Genomic DNA, 13,674 nt, shown 5'->3' with positions numbered 1-13,674 from the left:
TTCCTTATGCGATGATATTGAGGCCGCTGGCTTGCAGCGCGCCGCGATAAAGGGTGACGGCGGGAGCCGCGTCGGTCTCGTCGGTAGCGGTTTCGCCGGACTCGGCGAGGCCACCGCCGCGGTCGTCGCGCTCGTTGTGGTCGCCGGCAAACGGGTTCTGCTTGAGCGAGAATTCGAGATTGGTCTTGTTGGCGTCGAGCCCGGCCTGCTGCAGCGCCCGTTCCAGCGCCCGCTGGTCGCGTTGCATCAGGTCAAGCGTTTCCGCCTTTTCGACCGTCAGCCGCGCATTGACCTGGCCATTGCTGTCGATGTCGAGCTTGACGTCGATCCGGCCCAGCTCGGGCGGATCGAGGCGGATCTGGAAGCGCGTATTGCCGCCATCCACCTGCCGCGCCATTTCAAAGGCGATCTGGGGCAGATTGATCTGCTGCTGGCTGGTCTGGTAGCCGGCCTGCACCACGCGCGGCGCTGCGGCCGAACTCTCGGTCGGCAATCTGGCCACATCGGTCTGGCCCTGCTGGACCAGGTTGAGCTCGACCCCGTCGGCGCCGTTTGCCGCCGGATTGGGGGCAGGGCGGCCCTCTTCGGTGCCGGCCGGCCGCTCTGGGCGAAGGGCAGCTTGGGGCCCTGCGGCCTTGATCGGATCTTTCTCGGAAACGGCGTCCTTGCCCTTGCCGTCGGCCGCGTCTGGGCTCGCTTCCGCCTTGCCGGTCAAGACCGGCTCGGACACTTTCAGCATCGGTTCGGCCAAGTCAGGCTCGCTCGGCAGCGGCTGGGCGAATGTCTTGGCCGCATCGACGAGGCGGGTCAGATTGGCCTGGATTTCGGGATCGAGATTTTCGATCTCCGTGCCGAGCGTCTTGGCAAGGAAATCCGTCAGCTTGGCGAGCAGGTCGCCATCGGTGCCGCCTTCCGCGCCCCCCGCAAGCCCGGCCGCTTCGGCCAGTTTCTGGATCTGCTGGATAAGGCTGGACATGTCGATACCCAGGGCATCGGCCAATTGCCCGAGCGCATCCTCGATATCCCCAAGGGGGCTGCCCTCGGCCGGCTTTTCGACCATCGATACCACGGCGGCAAGAGCTTCGAGCAGCGCCTCGGAGAGCGGGACTTCCGCTCCGGACGCATCCTCTTTCTCGACCTCGATTGGTGCTGCCGCGGCGACATCATCTGCTGCGGGCGTTTCGCCCGCCATTTCGGTCTGCCTGTCGCTGCGGGCCGCTTCGGGTGCGCCCTGGTCCGCGCCGGCCTTCGGTGCCGGCGCAGTCTCGGCCGCCTTGGGACCCGGGGTCTTGGGCTCGACCATCCTGGCAAAGAGGTCGTCGCGGGCGCTCGCCTTGTTTGCCGCGGGTGGAGCGGACTTTGCGGGGGCGGCACCGAATGCGGGGAGGAGTTTGAGATGTGATGCCAAAGCCGAGCGCCTCTCGCGATAGTCCAATTCCCCTGCTGCAATGCAAGCGCCTTGCCAATCTCAAGAAGTCCGAGATTTCATTGCAACATCAGAGACTTGCCGGAGTGGGCTTTTCTGCCCACCCTCGCAGCACAGGCAATTTGCGCGCCCCGACCGGCAAATCCTGCCGGGTCCGCCGTTGCAGCATCCCACCAAAACGCGTATGAGCACTCCCCATCAATCCGCTGGCCCTTGAACCCAACCGGATAGAGGACAAACATGATGAATTCGCTTGATATCGCCAAGCGTCCCGAGGACACGCGCGTTGTTGTCGCCATGTCCGGGGGCGTTGACTCTTCCGTCGTTGCCGGCCTGCTTGCCCGCCAGGGTTATGAGGTCGTGGGCATCACCCTCCAGCTTTACGATCATGGTGAGGCCACCCATCGCAAGGGTGCCTGCTGCGCTGGCCAGGACATCCATGATGCCCGCCGCGTCGCCGCCAAGCTGGGCATTCCCCACTACGTGCTCGACTATGAAGAGCGCTTCAAGGCCTCGGTCATCGAGCCCTTCGCCAATGCCTATCAGCAGGGCGAGACCCCGGTCCCCTGCATCGCCTGCAACCAGTCGGTAAAATTCGTCGACCTGATGACGGTTGCCCGCGACCTCGGCGCGGACGTCCTGGCCACGGGCCACTATGTCCAGTCGCGCCTCGGCGAAGATGGCCGCCGCCAGCTCTTCCGTCCGGTCGATAGCGAGAGGGACCAGACCTATTTCCTCTTCGCCACCACTCAGGACCAGCTCGATTTCCTGCGCTTCCCCCTGGGCGGCATGGGCAAGGCCGAAGTGCGCGAGCTCGCCCGCGACATGGGTCTCGAGATCGCCGAAAAGCACGACAGCCAGGACATCTGCTTCGTGCCGCAGGGCAAATATGCCGACATCATCCGCAAGATGCACCCCGAGGCCATGGCCACCGGCGAAATCGTCCATCTCGACGGGCGCGTCCTCGGCACCCATGAGGGCATCGTCAATTACACGATCGGCCAGCGCAAGGGTCTGGGCGTCGCCGCCGGCGAACCGCTCTATGTCGTCAAACTCGATCACCGCACCGGCCGCGTCATCGTCGGCCCGCGCGAGGCATTGAAGACCCACACTGTGCGCCTCCGCGACGTCAACTGGCTGGGCAGCCTTCCCATCGCCGAAGCCACCGCCGGCAACGGCGCCCCCGTGGAAGTCAAAGTCCGCTCCACCCGCGGCCCCCAGCCGGCGGTCATCCAGATGCAGGATGGCGAAGTCTACGTCACCCTCGTCTCGGGCGAATACGGCATCTCCCCCGGCCAGGCCTGCGTCTTCTACGCCGACGACAGCCAGACCTCCGAAGTCCTGGGCGGCGGTTTCATCGCCGAAGCCGTGCCCCAGGCCCTCGTCGCCTGAACCACGATCCAACTCCCTCCCCCTCGCGGGAGGGTTGGGGTGGGGGGAGTTAACCCCCGTGCCTCAATAACGCACCAGCTTCCCTCGGGCTCGACCCGAGGGCCACCCCGTGGGGGCGAAACCGCTAGCAAGCCACCGGCAGATTCCTCCCCCTATCAGGGGGAGGAACGCATCGAGTTTGCCGCAGCGCTTGCGAGCCACCGCCCGATCCCTCCCCCTATCAGGGGGAGGCTAGGAGGGGGTAAGGGCGCATCCCCGAATGGACAAGAGCGATAGGGTCCCCAAGGTCATCCCCGCGAAAGCGGGGACCTCTGTTAATAGCGCGCATGGACCCGCAACCCTACTGCGCCCCCTCCACCTGCTCGGCGGTCGGGGTCTTGGCCGCATTTGCCGCTTCCTTGAGCGCATTATACGTCCCCAGCCCGCCCGAAAACATCGAGATGCTGATCAGGAGCACGAGCGCGCCCATCGCCAGGATGAAAATCCGCGTGCGGTTCAATTTGAAGGGGCTCTCAGGCTTGTCGGTCATTTGGGGGGCCTTTCGCTCCGTCGACGTGCCCTCTTATAGGCCGCCGGCTGCGCGCACACAAAAATATCTCACCACCGGCCCAAAGGAGCTTCAATGCGCCGGCGTCTTAGCCTCTAGATAGCGCTTACGAGGCCTGATGTGCATGCTGCCATGATGGGACTGACTGCCGCACCACCACGCGATCCCGCCACGGCGCTCGCCGAGGCGCTGGTGCGCCGTGCGCAAAACGGCGACCCCGATGCCTTTTCCGAACTGGTGGGCACCCACTACGACCTGATTTATCGCACCGCCTGGCGCTGGTGCGGCAATCGCGATGATGCCGAAGACATCGCCCAGGACGTCTGCATCAAGCTCGGCGGCGCCATTGCCGGCTTCGATGGCCGCAGCGCTTTTTCCTCCTGGGTTTATCGCATCACGCTCAATGCCGTTCGCGATTGGCAACGCGCCGGACAGCGCCGCGGCAGACATGCCCGAAGCTACGCCGAGATTTCGCCCACCGAAGCCGAACCCGACCAGGAGGCCGCCGCAACCAGCACCCAGCTCTGGGCTGCGGTGCGTACCCTTCCCGAAAAACAGCGCGACGCCGTGCTCCTCGTCTATGCCGAGGAACTGAGCCACGCCGAAGCCGCCGACATCATGGGCATCAAGGAGGCCACAATCTCCTTCCACGTTCATGAAGCCCGCAAGACATTGAGGGGGCTGCTATGAGCCACCACGACCACGATCCCTTCGACGCCCTGAAATCAACCACGCCGCCCCCGGCCCGTCCGGATGCCCGCACTGCTGCGCTTGCCGCCGCCCGCGCCGCCTATGACGAGGCCCAGTCCAAAAAAACCTCGGCCACGCCCCAAGGATTTTTCCCGGGCCGCCGTCTCATGTCCGTCATCACATCCTTCAAGGGATTTTCGATCATGGACGCCCGCATTCCCCTCGGCACCGCCGCAATCGCCCTGCTCCTGCTGCCGCTCGGCCTGCAATATTACAATTCCACCGCGCTGACCCCATTGGGTGGCGCGGCGCAAGATCCCGCGCCCGCATTGATCTCCGAAACCGCCGAGCCAGCCGCCCCTGTGCTCGTCGAAACCCAGCCCGCCCCGCCCCAGCCGGCGCAGGAGGCCGAAGAAATGATGGCCGATGCCGTCATGCCCGCGCCACAGGAACAGCTGGCCGAAGCCCCCATGCTGCGCGCGCCTTCGCCGGTCTCCCCGTCCATCGCGGTGCAAACGGCAGCGGTCCCCAGCCCGGCCGCTGACCAGATGCTGATGCGCAATTCCGTCGACAATTTCGGCTATGCCCCTTCGGTCGAACCCAGCGGCGACAGCTTCACCAGCTTTGATGAGCAGCGCCTGAAGGCCGTTGCCGATGAGCCGGTCTCGACCTTCTCCATCGATGTCGATACGGCCAGCTATTCCTATGCACGGCGGCTCCTCGAAGACGGCTATCTGCCCGAACCCGACGCCATCCGCATTGAGGAACTGCTCAATTATTTCCCTTATGACTACGCGCCGGCGCCCAGCGCCGATGTGCCGTTCCAGCCGACGCTAAAAGTCTTCCCAACCCCGTGGAACGACAAGACCCAGCTGCTCCAGATCGGCATCAAGGGTTTTGAGCCACCCGCCGGCGCCGACACGAGGTCGAACCTCGTCTTCCTCATCGACACCTCCGGCTCGATGGATGCACCCGACAAGCTCCCGCTTTTAAAGCGCGCCTTTGCGCTTCTGCTCGAAAAACTCTCGGCCAATGACACGGTCTCGATCGTCGCCTATGCCGGCTCGGCCGGTATCGTGCTCGAGCCGACCTCCGCCGACAACAAGGCCAAAATCCTCGCCGCCCTCGACGGCCTCTCCGCTGGTGGCAGCACAGCCGGGGCCGAAGGCATCGAACTGGCCTATCGCCTCGCCGAAGAGGCAAAGGTGGACGGCACCAACCGCGTCATCCTCGCCACTGATGGCGATTTCAATGTCGGCATCGACCACCCCGAAGCCCTTGAAGACTTCATCGCCGCCAAGCGCCAGACCGGCACCAGCCTCTCCATCCTCGGCTTTGGCCGCGGCAATCTCGATGATGCGACCATGCAGGCCCTGGCCCAGAACGGTAATGGCAATGCCAGCTACATCTCGAGCTTCGCTGAAGCCAAGAAAGTGCTGGTCGAGGAAATCGGCGGCACGCTCCACACCATCGCCCAGGACGTCAAAATCCAGGTTGAGTTCAACCCCGCAATGATCGCCGAATACCGCCTCATCGGCTACGAAACCCGCGCCCTCAACCGCGAGGATTTCAACAATGACGCGGTGGATGCGGGCGATATCGGCGCTGGTCACACCGTCACTGCGTTCTACGAAATCACCCCCGTCGGCTCGGGCGGCGAACAGATCGATCCCCTCCGCTATGGCGAAAACGCCGCCACAAGCGGGGCAGGGGAGGAACTCGCCTTCCTCAAGATGCGCTACAAGCTCCCCGGCGAAACGGTCAGCCAGCTCATCGAACAGCCCGTCACCGCCGATGTGGTCTATGATGACATCGCCGCCGCTGGCCCCGACGCCCAATTCGCCGCCGCAATCGCCGCCTTCGGCCAAAAGTTGAAATCCAGCGCCTACGGCTCCGCCATGTCTTGGGCCGAAATCGAGGCCCTCGCCCGCGCCGGCCGCGGAGACGACGAAGGCGGCTACCGCGCCGAATTCCTCCGCCTCGTCTCGACGGCAGCCCTGCTCAAACCCGACACGACCACCACGCGCTGAGTTTTACGCCCGCTTACCCCACCCAACCTCCCCCTAAGAAGGGGGAGGAGCTTCTCGGGGCTCACCACCACCAGCGCCCCAAACTCGATCGGCCTCCCTCCCCCTCGTGGGGAGGGATTGAGGGTGGGGGCCTTCGTCCCTCCCCCTATCAGGGGGAGACCAGGTGGGGGTAAACTCTCCCCAACCACAAAACCCCTCGCCTCCTGCGTGCCCTCGCCCCTCGAGAGAGGGCCAGGGTGAGGGGTCCATCACCGGCCCCCGCCTTCCCCCCATCCATCCGCCATGCCACTCTCTCCCTACATTGGAGACAACAAAATTGCGCGGCTTAGATTTCAGCTCCTGGCAGGGCGTCCTCACCTCCTTAATCGGCATCGCGCTGTTCGCGCTCATCGGCATCGGCATTCGCCTCGTCATGATGACCACCATCCAGCAGCGCCAGCAGCGGATGAACCGCCAGATCAATGAGCGCCTCAAGACTCTGATCGCCGCCTATAAAGTCCTCGGCGGCTCCTTCACCGGCCGCCTTTCCGTCGATCCCAGGCATCTGCGCGATATCCGCGCCGCCGAGAAGGCGGCTGCCGAGGCCGGCGGCGAGGCTGTTCCGCCCCGCTCCATGAGCGACGAAACATTCGAGCGTGTCCGCCAGGTGCGCGACGCGGTGGAGGCGGCCCTCTCCGATATCATCCTGCTCGGCACCGACGAACATGTGCGCCTTGCTGAAAAGGCCGCCCGGGAACTCGTCGCCGGAAACCAGGTCCACACCCACGAGCTCGTTGTCTCCCTGCGCAATTTCATCCGCCAGGCCCTCGATCTCACGCCCATCCCCGCCGATCTCGACATTCCCATGCAGGGCCCCACCCGTCCCTCCAGCGCCGGCGGCCGCGGCGGTCGCAGTGGCCAGGGCGGTCCGGGCCGCGAAGGTGGCGGCGGCGGGCAGGGCGGCGGCGGTGGTGCCGGTGGCGGCGGCATGGGGATGGGCATGGGAATGGGAGTGGGCGGCCGCGCCGCCGACGACACCATCTCCCCACCCCCCGGCGTCTAGGCCGCAACCCCTGGACATTTGATCCCCACCCGCGCCCCAAGCGCGATCTGCCTCCGTCCCCCTTGTGGGGAGGGAATGAGGGTGGGGGCCTTCGTTTCAATCACCGAGCCAATCTCAAACGCGAAAAATCTCTCCACCTATCAAGGGGGGGAGGCCCGGTGGGGGTATCCCTCCGAACCCACCGAACTCTCGCCTCCTGCGTCCCCTCGCCCCTTCGGGGAGAGGGTCAGGCTTCTCGGCCCCCCTAAAGACGCGATCGGCTTTCCTCCCGCCGCAAAAGTGTGCGGGCGAAACGCAGATCAGATCACCTGCCCACTCGACACCTCGATGCGCTGGCCGGTGATCCAGCCATTGTCGTCCGACAGGAAGCTCGCCAGCATGCGGCCAATATCGTCCGGCTTGCCCACCCGGCCCAAGGCGATCATGTCTGCAAATTGCTTGTTGAGCTCGGGCATGTCGCGCACCGCGCCACCCAGAAAGTCCGTCTCGATGGCACCGGGAGCGATCGTGTTGACAGTGATGCGCCGCGGCCCCAGCTCCTTGGCGAGACTGAGCGAAAGAGCCTCCACCGCGCCCTTGGCCGCGATATAGGCCGACATGCCGGGGAAGGTGATACGGGTAAGCCCCGAAGAATAATTGATGATCCGCCCGCCATCGGCCAGCAGCGGCAGCAGCTTCTGGGTGAGGAAGAACACGCCCTTCACATGCACATTGAACATGGCGTCGAACTGCTCTTCGGTGATGTCCGAAAACGGCACCAGATCGCCGTGCCCGGCATTGTTGAGCAGGAAGTCGAAGCTCTCCCGCTGCCAGACTCGGTTCAGCGCCTCGCCAACCGCGGCGACAAAGCCGTCGAACTGGTTCGTCTTGGCCACGTCGAGCTGGAGCGCAACGGACTTCCCGCCCAGCGCCTCGATTTCGGCCACGACAGCTTCGGCCTCGGCGCGGCTGTTGCGATAGGTGAGGATGACGTCGATCCCCTTGCGGGCGATGTTGATGGCCGCATTGCGGCCAAGGCCCCGACCGGCCCCGGTGATGATGGCAATCTTGCTCATTTGGTCTCTCCATGTTGCGGGAGCGCGTGGCTCCTTGCCTGATCGAACGGGGCGTTGGGTGTGTCCCGCTCGCTTCGACTGGAAAGTGCCGGATTTGAGGTTGTTACATTTGCCGGATCGACCAGAAATCTTGCCTATTTCTCCAATATGGCTTGTGTCTGCAGCTTTGCCCGCCTAGCTTCCCGGCATGGAAAACGCGCTCACCCAGGCAATCTCCCGCTATGCGGATGCCCAGGCAGACACTGCCGGAATCGCCTCCACCAATATTGCCGGGCTGACGCTCATCCGCGCCACCACGCCCAGTGCGCTGCAATTTGCCATTTCCCAACCCATGGTCGTTCTGGTGGTCCAGGGCGCAAAGCGCGTCTCGATGGATGGCGTGCCCTATGATTTTTCCGCTGGCGAAAGCCTCTTCATCACCGCCGATGTCCCCACCATCAGCCAGATTACGCAGGCGAGCATCGCATCACCCTATTATTCGCTCGTGCTTGACCTGGATCCCGCGCTTATCGCCGAGCTGAGTGGCGAAATGGACGCCCAGCAGCCTGGCAGCCTCGCGCCCGTTCGGGTCGATGAAACCAGCGCCGAAGTCGCCAATGCCGCTCTGCGCCTCGTCGATCTGCTCGGCCGGCCCATGGCCTTGCCCATTCTCGGGCGCCAATTGGTGCGTGAAATCCATTTCTGGCTTCTCGCCGGCCGCCATGGCGCCGCCATCCGCCGGCTGGGCTGGCCCGACAGCCATGTCGAGCGCATCGGACGGGCCGTCGCAAAACTCCGCGCCGACTATGTTCAGCCCCTTGCCGTGGAAGATCTGGCTCATCTTGCGGGCATGAGCCTTTCCTCTTTTCATCACCATTTCAGGGCTGTCACCTCGCTCTCGCCGCTCCAGTTCCAGCAGCAGCTGCGCCTCATCGAGGCGCGACGCCTCATGCTGGCCGAGGCCATGTCCGCCAGCCAGGCCGCCTATGCGGTGGGCTATGAGAGTGTCACCCATTTCACCCGCGAATATACGCGCCTCTTCGGCCGGCCTCCGGCCCAAGACATTCGTCAGGCCCGCCAGTCGCCGCTCGTTGCTGCCTAAACAAAAAGAGCCCTCCCCGAAGGGAGGGCTCTGTCTTGGTCATCTCGCTTAGACCAGCGGCTTCAGTCCCGCTTCGATCCGGGCTCGCTGTGGCTCGAGGAAGGGCGGCAGCGCCAGCGTTTCGCCCAAACTGTCCATCGGTTCGTCCGCGGCAAATCCGGGCACGTCGGTGGCAATCTCGAACAGGATTCCGTTTGGCTCGCGGAAATAGAGCGAGGTGAAGTAGAACCGCTCGACTTCCCCGGAGGACCGCACGCCGAAGCTGTTCACCCGCTCGATCCATTGGCGGAGGCTTTCCTGGTCGGGCGTCCGGAACGCGACGTGGTGCACGCCCCCTGCGCCGGGCCGCACGCGCGGCAGGCTCGGATCGACCGAAACATGCAGCTCGGCTGCCGGTCCACCCGGACCCATTTCATAGACGAACACTTCGCCATTGCGCTCGCGGGCCGGATAATTGCGCACCTGGCGCATGTTCATCACCTTGGTCAGCATCACATCGGTCGGTTCGAGTTTCGGCACCGACAGGGTGATCGGTCCCAGCCCGATGATCTGCTTGTCCGCCGGCACGGGCGACTTGGCCCAGGGGATTACCTTGTTCGTCCCGTCGACCACGAGGCGGAAGCGCTGGCCCTCGAAATCCTCGAAATCGAGCGACACATGCCCGAACCGCTCCTTGATGCCGCTGGTCGAAACCTTATTGGCTTCCAGATGCTCCTTCCACCACTTCAGCGTTTCTTCGCTGTCCACGCGCAATCCGGTGCGGCCAACGCTGTGATTGCCGCGGGTTTCGCCCAGCGTGTTAAAGTCGAAAAAGGTCAGGTCAGCACCCGGCGAGGCCACGCCATCGCCATAGAAGAGGTGATAGGCGGTGGTGTCGTCCTGGTTCACCGTCTTCTTGATCAGGCGCATGCCCAGCGTCTGGGTGTAAAACTGCAGATTGCGCGGTGCGTCTGCGGTAACGGCCGTCAGATGGTGGATGCCGCCAAGTTCGAGGGTCATCTTCGTCTCCCAATTGCTGCGGCGTCTGGCGCCGTGTTGAGAGGAAATGTAGTCCCACCCGACCTTGTTGCCTAGAAATCCAATCGCGACGCACTGGTGTCGATAATCGAACGATGACGCGGCAAGTCTCGCGTCCTGCGGCAGTCGCTGCCGGTTACGCCCTCAGGATCTTCTCCATCGCCTTGCCCTTGGCGACCTCATCGACGAGCTTGTCCATATAGCGGATGTTCTGCATCGTCGGGTCCTCGATTTCTTCCACCCGCACCCCGCAGATCACCCCCTTGATCAGGCCGCGCGCCGGATTGAGCCCCGGCGCTTCGGCAAAGAATTCGCCGAGATTCTGTCCATCGGCCATGGCGGCTTTGAGGCTTTGGTCGTCATGCCCGGTCAGCCAGCAGATCACCCGGTCCACATCCTTGGGCGATCGCCCCTTGCGCTCCACCTTCTCCACATAGAGCTTGTGAATGCTGGCCATCGAATAGCCGAACACGCGGTCGTAATTGGCGGTTTTCATCGGGCACTCCTCGCATACGGGCTCTATCCCGATCATAGCGCCGAACGACAATGATGGGAAAGCAGGCCTGCATCGGGCTGTCGAAACGAATGCTGCCCATTCGTCGGTCCGTTGAAAGCAACTGCCGCAGAGGAATGCCCCATGTCCAGCGACGTCGATCTTCACACGCTGCTCCAGCGCCTGGTGGCCGGGCCGCTCCAGCCGGGAGCCGTGGTCGGTGTGCTGCGGGATGGCGCGGTAAGGCTGTTTTCCGCCGGTCACATGGAGAGCGAAGGTCTGCGGCCAATTTCAACCGACGCGCTTTTCAGAATATCGTCCATGGGCAAGCCGCTCATTGCCCTGGCATTGCTGCAATTGATCGAGGATGAGCGTGTTGGGTTGGACGAGCCGGTGGCAAAATGGCTGCCGGAGCTCGCTCATCCCACTGTGCTCAAGCGGGTCGATGCGCCGCTTGACGAGACCATGCCCGCCTCGGCACCGATCACCGTCGAACACCTGCTCAGTTCCCGCCTTGGCACCGGGATATTGGCCATGCCGCCGGGCGCGACACCCATCCAGCGCGAGATAGCCAGACTGGACCTCTCCGGCTTTGGTCCCGACGATCCGGCAAATCCCATGACGCCGGACGAGTGGCTCGGTCACATCGGCGCCTTGCCGCTCCTGGCGCAACCGGGAGCCAGTTGGTTCTACAACATTGCGACCCTGGTCCAGGGCATTCTGGTGTCCCGCATTGCCGGCAAACCCCTGTCGGCGCAGATCGCCGAGCGCATAACGATCCCCCTCGGCATGGTCGACACAGGGTTCGTCGTGCCGCCCCAAGACCGCGATCGCCTGACCGCAGCCTATCGGGCCGACATGTCCCCGACCGACCAGCCCAGGTCCAGCGCGTGGTTGAACCGGCAGCAGTTCGAAGTGAGCATGGTTTCGACCGCGTCGGACTATCTCGCCTTCGCCAAGATGCTGGGCAATGATGGCCTGGGTCCCAAGGGCCGGCTCATCGGGCAGCAATATCTGCGCTGGATGCTCTCCGACCATCTGACCCAAAGCCAGCGCGAGGCCTCAGCACCATTTCTCGATGGGCGAGGCTGGGGCTATGGGCTTTCGGTCGATGCGAACCGCCAGGTGAACGCCGATCTGGCTGGGGAAGTCGGCTGGGCCGGCGGACTGGGCACGTCCTGGACCAGCCAACTCGGGTCGAATTCGGCGATAGTCATTCTCGGCTGCAGGGCCATCGATCACCCCGATGTCTATTCCGCCCATGTCGAGCTGACTCGTTTGGCTTTGGGCTAGCGCCACCCCGCGCTCATAACTTTCCAGAGAAGGAAAGTTTCTTGCCAAGCGCACGCTGCGGCGATATTGGTTTCCGTAGTTGGAAACTTATGGGATTGCCATGACCCTCACGCTCCACCTCCACCCCCTGGCTTCGTTCTGTCACAAGGTGCTCATCGCCCTCTATGAGAACGACATTGCGTTCGAGGCCAGTCTTGTTGATTTTTCCAACCCTGGGTCGGCAGCGGCGCATATCGAGCGCTGGCCGGTCGGCAAGATTCCTGTCCTCCACGACAGTCGCGACAACAGGATCGTGGCCGAGACCAGCATCATCATCGAGTATCTGCAGCAGCACTATCCCGGCTCACTACCCCTCATCCCGAACGATTCCACCCTTCAGCTGGACACAAGGCTATGGGACCGCTTCTTCGATCTCTATGTCAGCGTGCCGATGCAAAAGATCGTGGGAGACCGCATCCGGCCCGAGGGAACCGCAGACCCGCATGGCGTTGCAGAAGCGCATGCCACCCTGGATGTCGCCTATGACATGGTCGAAGGCCAGCTCCACAACAGGCCGTGGATCACCGGCAAAACCTTTTCCATGGCTGATTGCTCGGCGCTGCCGGCCCTCTTCTTCGCCACCATCGTGCATCCCCCGGGGGATGATCGCCCACAGCTCGGCGCCTATCTCGAGCGTCTTCTGGCCCGCCCATCGGTCCAGCGCGTCTTGCGGGAGGCCCAGCCCTATTTCAAGTTCTTCCCCTATCGCGATGCCATGCCGACGCGCTACCTGGACCCCTCCGCATGACGGCCACCAATACTCTCGACCGCCTGTTCCAGATCATGGCCGATCCCTATCGTCGCAGCTTCGTCGAAAGGCTCTGCAAAGGGCCGGCCTCGGTAAAGGAGCTGGCCGCTCCTGCCGACGTGCAATTGCCTGCGGTGCTCAAGCACCTCAAAATTCTGGAAGAGGGCGGCGTGGTCGTCAGCGAAAAGACGGGCCGCATCAGAACCTACCGCATGCGCCGCGATGCCTTTGCAGATATCTCCGGCTGGATTGATAGCCGGCAAATGGAGATGCATGCTGCCTTCGACCGATTGGCCGATCTCATGGCCGAAATTCCGGAAGAAAAGGACCACTGATGGGCGTTTTTGTTGATCACAGGTCCTTTGTCATCGAGCGGGAATTGCCGGGCAGCCCTGCCCACGCTTTCCGCTTCTGGTCGGATCACCAGCTCAAGCGTCGGTGGAATGCCTGTCACCCCGATTGGCACGTGATGGAGGATCGCTTCGATTTCCGCATCGACGGGCAGGAAAGCATGATCTGGCAAATGCCTGATGGCACCCGCCAGGCGATGCTGGCTCATTTCCTCGAAATCCATCCGCGTCAACGGATCGTCTATGCCTATACGATGCGAACCGATGATGTGCCCATCTCGTCCTCGCTGGTCACCGTCGAGTTCGCGGGCGCCGCGAGCAAGACGATCATGACCTTCACCGAGCAGGCCGTTTTTGCGAGCGCTGCCGATGGCGACGTCCGGGAGCAAGGAACAGGCCTCGGCTTCACCCGCTTGCAGCAAGCAATGGCGGAGCTGGCGGAAGAGCCCGCGAGCGCCTGACCATTTTGGG

The 13,674-nt window shown here is 63.6% G+C and carries 14 protein-coding genes; 9 read left to right on the top strand and 5 right to left on the bottom strand.

What is annotated here, in order from left to right; translation table 11 throughout:
* Nucleotides 1-4: 4 nt before the first annotated feature.
* The gene (locus N0P34_RS17420; protein WP_275604487.1) at nucleotides 5-1,408 is read right to left on the bottom strand and encodes a flagellar hook-length control protein FliK; all 1,404 of its coding nucleotides are present in this window, start codon (nucleotides 1,406-1,408) and stop codon (nucleotides 5-7) included.
* Nucleotides 1,409-1,666: 258 nt separating this feature from the next.
* Between N0P34_RS17420 and mnmA the strand changes: the two genes are divergently transcribed.
* On the top strand, nucleotides 1,667-2,818 hold the full coding sequence (gene mnmA, locus N0P34_RS17415; protein ID WP_275604486.1) for a tRNA 2-thiouridine(34) synthase MnmA: 1,152 nt from the start codon (nucleotides 1,667-1,669) through the stop codon (nucleotides 2,816-2,818).
* A gap of 340 nt (nucleotides 2,819-3,158) precedes the next feature.
* On the opposite strand, the gene N0P34_RS17410 is transcribed toward mnmA, so the two are convergent.
* Entirely contained in the window at nucleotides 3,159-3,347 is a 189-nt protein-coding gene (locus N0P34_RS17410) for a hypothetical protein (RefSeq protein WP_275604485.1), read from the bottom strand.
* A 153-nt stretch (nucleotides 3,348-3,500) separates the two neighbouring features.
* On the opposite strand from N0P34_RS17410, the gene N0P34_RS17405 reads away from it, so the two are divergent.
* The 3 genes from N0P34_RS17405 to N0P34_RS17395 all read left to right on the top strand — a co-directional run bounded on the left by N0P34_RS17405 (nucleotide 3,501) and on the right by N0P34_RS17395 (nucleotide 7,127).
* A complete protein-coding gene (locus N0P34_RS17405; protein WP_275607013.1) occupies nucleotides 3,501-4,055 on the top strand; it encodes an RNA polymerase sigma factor in 555 nt (184 codons plus the stop codon).
* On the top strand, nucleotides 4,052-6,085 hold the full coding sequence (locus tag N0P34_RS17400; RefSeq protein WP_275604484.1) for a von Willebrand factor type A domain-containing protein: 2,034 nt from the start codon (nucleotides 4,052-4,054) through the stop codon (nucleotides 6,083-6,085). The genes N0P34_RS17405 and N0P34_RS17400 overlap by 4 nt, the downstream gene beginning before the upstream one ends.
* Nucleotides 6,086-6,401: 316 nt before the next feature.
* Nucleotides 6,402-7,127: a hypothetical protein gene (locus N0P34_RS17395; RefSeq protein WP_275604483.1), complete on the top strand. Its 726-nt coding sequence runs from the start codon at nucleotides 6,402-6,404 to the stop codon at nucleotides 7,125-7,127.
* Between the two features lie 299 nt (nucleotides 7,128-7,426).
* On the opposite strand, the gene N0P34_RS17390 is transcribed toward N0P34_RS17395, so the two are convergent.
* The gene (locus N0P34_RS17390; RefSeq protein ID WP_275604482.1) at nucleotides 7,427-8,182 is read right to left on the bottom strand and encodes an SDR family oxidoreductase; all 756 of its coding nucleotides are present in this window, start codon (nucleotides 8,180-8,182) and stop codon (nucleotides 7,427-7,429) included.
* 187 nt (nucleotides 8,183-8,369) lie between these two features.
* Between N0P34_RS17390 and N0P34_RS17385 the strand changes: the two genes are divergently transcribed.
* Entirely contained in the window at nucleotides 8,370-9,263 is an 894-nt protein-coding gene (locus tag N0P34_RS17385; protein WP_275604481.1) for an AraC family transcriptional regulator, read from the top strand.
* A gap of 48 nt (nucleotides 9,264-9,311) precedes the next feature.
* Here the strand turns inward: N0P34_RS17385 and N0P34_RS17380 are convergent, their stop codons facing one another.
* On the bottom strand, nucleotides 9,312-10,262 hold the full coding sequence (locus N0P34_RS17380) for a ring-cleaving dioxygenase (protein WP_275604480.1): 951 nt from the start codon (nucleotides 10,260-10,262) through the stop codon (nucleotides 9,312-9,314).
* A 154-nt stretch (nucleotides 10,263-10,416) separates the two neighbouring features.
* Nucleotides 10,417-10,776, bottom strand: a complete 360-nt coding sequence (locus tag N0P34_RS17375) for a DUF2200 domain-containing protein (RefSeq protein ID WP_275604479.1) — start codon at nucleotides 10,774-10,776, stop codon at nucleotides 10,417-10,419.
* A 141-nt stretch (nucleotides 10,777-10,917) separates the two neighbouring features.
* On the opposite strand from N0P34_RS17375, the gene N0P34_RS17370 reads away from it, so the two are divergent.
* The 4 genes from N0P34_RS17370 to N0P34_RS17355 all read left to right on the top strand — a co-directional run bounded on the left by N0P34_RS17370 (nucleotide 10,918) and on the right by N0P34_RS17355 (nucleotide 13,664).
* The gene (locus tag N0P34_RS17370) at nucleotides 10,918-12,066 is read left to right on the top strand and encodes a serine hydrolase domain-containing protein (protein ID WP_275604478.1); all 1,149 of its coding nucleotides are present in this window, start codon (nucleotides 10,918-10,920) and stop codon (nucleotides 12,064-12,066) included.
* 100 nt (nucleotides 12,067-12,166) lie between these two features.
* Nucleotides 12,167-12,853, top strand: a complete 687-nt coding sequence (locus N0P34_RS17365) for a glutathione S-transferase family protein (RefSeq protein ID WP_275604477.1) — start codon at nucleotides 12,167-12,169, stop codon at nucleotides 12,851-12,853.
* Nucleotides 12,850-13,188, top strand: a complete 339-nt coding sequence (locus N0P34_RS17360; protein ID WP_275604476.1) for a metalloregulator ArsR/SmtB family transcription factor — start codon at nucleotides 12,850-12,852, stop codon at nucleotides 13,186-13,188. The genes N0P34_RS17365 and N0P34_RS17360 overlap by 4 nt, the downstream gene beginning before the upstream one ends.
* Nucleotides 13,188-13,664: an SRPBCC domain-containing protein gene (locus tag N0P34_RS17355; RefSeq protein ID WP_275604475.1), complete on the top strand. Its 477-nt coding sequence runs from the start codon at nucleotides 13,188-13,190 to the stop codon at nucleotides 13,662-13,664. The genes N0P34_RS17360 and N0P34_RS17355 overlap by 1 nt, the downstream gene beginning before the upstream one ends.
* The last annotated feature ends 10 nt before the right edge of the window (nucleotides 13,665-13,674 follow it).

The organism is Devosia sp. FJ2-5-3, from assembly GCF_029201545.1.
Classification (GTDB): domain Bacteria; phylum Pseudomonadota; class Alphaproteobacteria; order Rhizobiales; family Devosiaceae; genus Devosia.
Note: the sequence above shows the minus strand (reverse complement) of the source record. Positions and strands in the feature narration are given on the sequence as shown.

What these genes read in the sequence shown, in the direction of transcription:
- N0P34_RS17400 (WP_275604484.1), top strand. Translation starts at nt 4,052, where the DNA reads ATGAGCCACCACGACCACGATCCCTTCGACGCCCTGAAATCAACCACG.
- N0P34_RS17410 (WP_275604485.1), bottom strand. Translation starts at nt 3,347, where the DNA reads ATGACCGACAAGCCTGAGAGCCCCTTCAAATTGAACCGCACGCGGATT.
- N0P34_RS17355 (WP_275604475.1), top strand. Translation starts at nt 13,188, where the DNA reads ATGGGCGTTTTTGTTGATCACAGGTCCTTTGTCATCGAGCGGGAATTG.
- N0P34_RS17370 (WP_275604478.1), top strand. Translation starts at nt 10,918, where the DNA reads ATGTCCAGCGACGTCGATCTTCACACGCTGCTCCAGCGCCTGGTGGCC.
- N0P34_RS17365 (WP_275604477.1), top strand. Translation starts at nt 12,167, where the DNA reads ATGACCCTCACGCTCCACCTCCACCCCCTGGCTTCGTTCTGTCACAAG.
- N0P34_RS17405 (WP_275607013.1), top strand. Translation starts at nt 3,501, where the DNA reads ATGGGACTGACTGCCGCACCACCACGCGATCCCGCCACGGCGCTCGCC.
- N0P34_RS17385 (WP_275604481.1), top strand. Translation starts at nt 8,370, where the DNA reads ATGGAAAACGCGCTCACCCAGGCAATCTCCCGCTATGCGGATGCCCAG.
- N0P34_RS17390 (WP_275604482.1), bottom strand. Translation starts at nt 8,182, where the DNA reads ATGAGCAAGATTGCCATCATCACCGGGGCCGGTCGGGGCCTTGGCCGC.
- N0P34_RS17360 (WP_275604476.1), top strand. Translation starts at nt 12,850, where the DNA reads ATGACGGCCACCAATACTCTCGACCGCCTGTTCCAGATCATGGCCGAT.
- N0P34_RS17375 (WP_275604479.1), bottom strand. Translation starts at nt 10,776, where the DNA reads ATGAAAACCGCCAATTACGACCGCGTGTTCGGCTATTCGATGGCCAGC.
- N0P34_RS17380 (WP_275604480.1), bottom strand. Translation starts at nt 10,262, where the DNA reads ATGACCCTCGAACTTGGCGGCATCCACCATCTGACGGCCGTTACCGCA.
- mnmA (WP_275604486.1), top strand. Translation starts at nt 1,667, where the DNA reads ATGATGAATTCGCTTGATATCGCCAAGCGTCCCGAGGACACGCGCGTT.